This is a genomic window from Endozoicomonas sp. ONNA2 (assembly GCF_024606365.1).
GTDB lineage: Bacteria > Pseudomonadota > Gammaproteobacteria > Pseudomonadales > Endozoicomonadaceae > Endozoicomonas.
This window is the reverse complement of sequence record NZ_JAHHPO010001060.1, coordinates 1-1,387: the sequence shown is the minus strand read 5'-3', so window position 1 is coordinate 1,387 and position 1,387 is coordinate 1. Positions and strand designations below refer to the sequence as shown.

General features: G+C 48.4%; 1 protein-coding gene. It reads right to left on the bottom strand.

The features are described from left to right. Nucleotides 1-36: 36 nt before the first annotated feature. Nucleotides 37-1,005: a hypothetical protein gene (locus tag KDK14_RS18830; RefSeq protein ID WP_257266747.1), complete on the bottom strand. Its 969-nt coding sequence runs from the start codon at nucleotides 1,003-1,005 to the stop codon at nucleotides 37-39. Nucleotides 1,006-1,387 lie beyond the last annotated feature (382 nt).

Here is a 1,387-nt window from a genome sequence, read left to right as displayed (position 1 = left end):
AACTTTCTCTGTATCATGACGTACGATCAGTGGTAATCAGGAAAAGAAATACTTTTCCCGGAGTATTGTCGAGCAATAGTCCAGCAAGATAAGACCCTTGTGGTAGTTAACACCGTTCTCAAAGTATGGCAACCCCCCCATAAAATAGAGCAGACTTAGTGAATAAAAATCCATCATGGTGGCTTTACTGGTTAACTCAGCAGAATCATCCAAGACACTCTGATTCAACGCCTGCACCAGATGCTGACGATCAGTTTCAGAAACCGGCTCACCACAAACCATATCGCTATAGCATTTCAGAAGGACCCAGTTGCGAAAATAGACTGTCATATCCTCAGACATCAGTTTCTGCAAGTTCAGCAATTTTCCTATCGTCTCGTTCCGATCTTGCTTCTTCTTCAGCCAGGCATCCACATGGCTATTCAGCACTCGTTTCAAACTGACAGACCGCAGTTGCCCGGCGGTCAACTTCTTGCCGGCCACATGCCGGTCGAAGTGTGCAAACACTTCCAACACATCATCACCGGGTGTAATAAACCGATCCGGGGGAATACTCAGAAAGCGGTCAAGCCAGTGATTCAATCCTGCCTCGCCATCACAATCGGTTGCTGCCTGCGCGGCATTAGCCTGTAGCCCATGAGGAGCCTGTAGCCCATGAGGAGCCGGTGCGACAGCGACACTGGTGGGCACAGAAGGGCTCACCACTCCTGTGGTTCTTTCAGACATGCTGACACCTTGCCCGCGGCCCTGCCCGGTAACGATCGTATCTTGAACAGACGACGCCGTGGCAATCTCATTTCGGGTGTTAGCGACGCTGCCGACCAGCCGCCCGTTAACACGACAACGGTTTTCAATGCACCGTTGGCCCTGATACTCTTGAGAACCCTGTTCACCAGGGTTCAGGTCATCGTCACTTTTCCGTTCATCGCCGCCACGGTCAACTGCCGAAGTATTCGTTTTCGGAGGAAAATCGTAGGCTATGCCATCACTGAAACGGCTTTGCATGGAACTGCTTCCTGGATCAGAATTTCTACTCCATACGACAGGCATTCCTCATAAAGGTTCACAGGACACACCACCGCTACTAAAAATCTAACATAATCTAAAATTATTCAGACTTACCTACACCGCTCGGTATGGATGCACGATAAATCGAGTCTGGGCGACTCCGTCGAGCTGCAACGTGTCCCGACGGCGACGCCTGCCCTGTAATTATCAAGGTTCAAATATGCACTGTTATCCCTGTCATACAGGGTTTTACATTCCGGACACTGCCACTGTCTATCAAACAGAGTGATATAGTTTTCATAGTAGAGCTACACACCAAACAGCAGAAAAACTGTTTCAATCACTTAATATTAAAAACTATAGTGCTCAATAAAATAAC